The following is a 2,251-nucleotide window of genomic DNA, read 5'->3' on the forward strand; positions in this document are numbered from 1 at the left end:
ACGTGGAACCACCTTATGTCCGCCGGGCCTCGGTGGTATATACTGTTAAGGGGTGGATATCAGAAGTTTGATGCCCCGGTATTTACAGGTGGGAGACTGGAAGCCGAGCAGTTTGCTTAAGAGGCAATTTACCACTCTTTCCGCCTATCCTTGCTTGACACCCCTCTCACCACCCCTCTAAAATAGGGGCAGGAGGGGAAAATGCACTGGCCACGTTTCCCACCCACCTGGCAGGAATTTCATCCAGGAGACCCCAACAGGGGGGAGCCCCCACTCCCGATGTTTCTCCTAAACCCCCGCCCTGCTCTGCCCCTGGGGATGACGCACGAGCAGTACCGGGAAATCGTGGACAGCTATGGCCTCTGGGCTACCAACCGGGCCATAGCCATGCTCCCCCACTCAGCCACCAGGGAGCACATGGAGACAGCAGCCAGGCAGCTCTATGAGACCGCCACCGCCAGGCTCAGACTGCCAGTAGGGATAGCATGAAGGCCAAGTCCATCGACTTCCTTCCCCACGAGCCCCCCGAGGGCCCCCCCCTGCCCCGCGGCTGGACACCGCCCTGGCCCTGGGCTGGCGGAGTGGAAGCCCCAGGGAAGTTCCCCCAGACCCTGGCCCCTCCTGGGGTGGACAGGGAGCTTGAGTCCCTGGTGGAGGCCAAACGGAGGGAGTGGGAAGGGAAAGGGTACCCGCCGGGGCTAATAGCCCGGGCCCTCACCATGGCCAGGGAGTGGCCCGCCAGCATGTTCGCCAGCCGCCTCTATCAGGCAGTCAGGGGCACCCCGGCGGAGCTGGAAGCGCAGCGACAGCTCTACCGCATGGGTCTGAACGTGGCCCAGCGGTGGATAGAGGCAATGCACCGGTCCTAGTCTTCTCCGTCACTTCCGCAGATTTCGGGACTTTAAGAGAGGGGGGAGCCTTGCCTCAATGGGCTGTTCGGCAGATGTGTCCATAGGCAGCATTGATGGCCTTCATCCTCTCGGTGGCATCAGGCGCTCGGCTCCTATCGGGGTGGTAGAGCAAGGCAAGGGCTCGGTAGGCGGCCCTTACCACTTCCGGGGGAGCTGTAGGGAGCAGGCACAAGGTACGGTAGTTCGGCGGGATATCGTCCTGGGCCCGGAGCGATTTGTTCTCCCTGGTGACTGCCTGGACATAGGCCTCCAGCTGTCCGTTTTCCTCCGTCAGCTTGGCCCTGTCCTCTTCAAGACGCCGATGCCTCTCGAGCAAGCGGGCCAAGTTCTCCTCCAGGGTGGCTATCTGCTTCTGGAGGTAGGCCACCCTCGCCTGGTCGGCAGCAGGGGCCTCGAGCGACACCGATATCTCCGCCGACGGGAGGCGCCGGCCCCTGGGCTTCCGCCCGAAACACTCCACGACCCCGAAGTGTTCCCTGGCCAACAGGACCGCCTCCCCAGCAAAGGAGGGGCCCACAACCCACCACCTATTCTCCGGGTCCCAACGCCGATGCTCTTTGGGGATGGTTGCCTTCAGGGCATAGATGAATGGGCCAGAGAAGGGGAAGACGAAATAAGCCCCCTCTTTTGCGTAGCGAACGGTACAAATGGTCTCCGTCAACCTCGATAAGCCCCCTTTTCAGTGTCTATACACGTGGCCATACTTGCCCCGGGTCATGCGGGCAACAAGGTTGGGCTCAGCTGGCGGATCCTTGCCCTCCTCCAGCTTGCGGAAGATATAGCCCGCCGGGTTCCTCAGTCTCCCCTGGGGCTGGGCCAGGGCCCATTCTACCCAGGCGCTCACCCGCTCCAGGGGAAACTCCAAGAACTGCTGTGGGTCGCCCGAACCCAACTCGGCTAGCTTGTCTAAGAGTTCCTGGTTCGGCTCAGAAGGGGCGGCATCGGGGCCCGAGGGGGGGTCGTCCGGGTGGTCAACATTCTGGACCGGAGTAGTAGTAGTAGATTTATCTATATCAGGACCTCCTCCTACTACTATAGGTGGTCTACTATCTTGACCAGGTGGTATCTGTGGCTGGTCTACTTTTCTTACCAGTGGTAGGGCATACCCCGAGGGGACCCCTGTCCGGAGCCCGGGGTGGCGGACCAGGCCGGCCAGCTCCTCCAGGTCCTCCAGGCCGTCAAGAACCGCCTGGCGGCTGAGGCGGGTGAGCTTCTGGAGCTGGGAGAGGGAGACCTGGCCGCGGATGATGGGGTTGCCGCCGGCGTCTACCGTCCGGGTGCCGGCCTGGAACAAGGCCAGGCCCACCCTTATCGGGGCCAGGGAGAGGTGCTTCTGGGCG

General features: G+C 62.6%; 4 protein-coding genes. 2 read left to right on the forward strand and 2 right to left on the reverse strand.

The window, feature by feature from the left end; genetic code table 11:
- Window positions 1-279: 279 nt before the first annotated feature.
- Window positions 280-489, forward strand: a complete 210-nt coding sequence (locus tag KJ624_07575) for a hypothetical protein (GenBank protein MBU2009676.1) — start codon at window positions 280-282, stop codon at window positions 487-489.
- Window positions 486-869, forward strand: coding sequence for a hypothetical protein (locus KJ624_07580; protein MBU2009677.1), 384 nt, complete (start codon window positions 486-488; stop codon window positions 867-869). Before KJ624_07575 ends, KJ624_07580 begins: the two co-directional genes overlap by 4 nt.
- A gap of 55 nt (window positions 870-924) precedes the next feature.
- Here the strand turns inward: KJ624_07580 and KJ624_07585 are convergent, their stop codons facing one another.
- Entirely contained in the window at window positions 925-1,572 is a 648-nt protein-coding gene (locus KJ624_07585) for a DnaJ domain-containing protein (GenBank protein MBU2009678.1), read from the reverse strand.
- Between the two features lie 18 nt (window positions 1,573-1,590).
- On the reverse strand, window positions 1,591-2,251 hold a 661-nt coding region (locus tag KJ624_07590), incomplete at its 5' end, for a hypothetical protein (protein ID MBU2009679.1).

Source organism: Chloroflexota bacterium (genome assembly GCA_018825785.1).
Lineage (GTDB): Bacteria > Chloroflexota > Dehalococcoidia > JACVQG01 > JAHKAY01 > JAHKAY01.

Bases quoted from the DNA above. Each gene is read 5' to 3' on its own strand.
- KJ624_07575 (MBU2009676.1), top strand. From the start codon at position 280: ATGTTTCTCCTAAACCCCCGCCCTGCTCTGCCCCTGGGGATGACGCAC.
- KJ624_07580 (MBU2009677.1), top strand. From the start codon at position 486: ATGAAGGCCAAGTCCATCGACTTCCTTCCCCACGAGCCCCCCGAGGGC.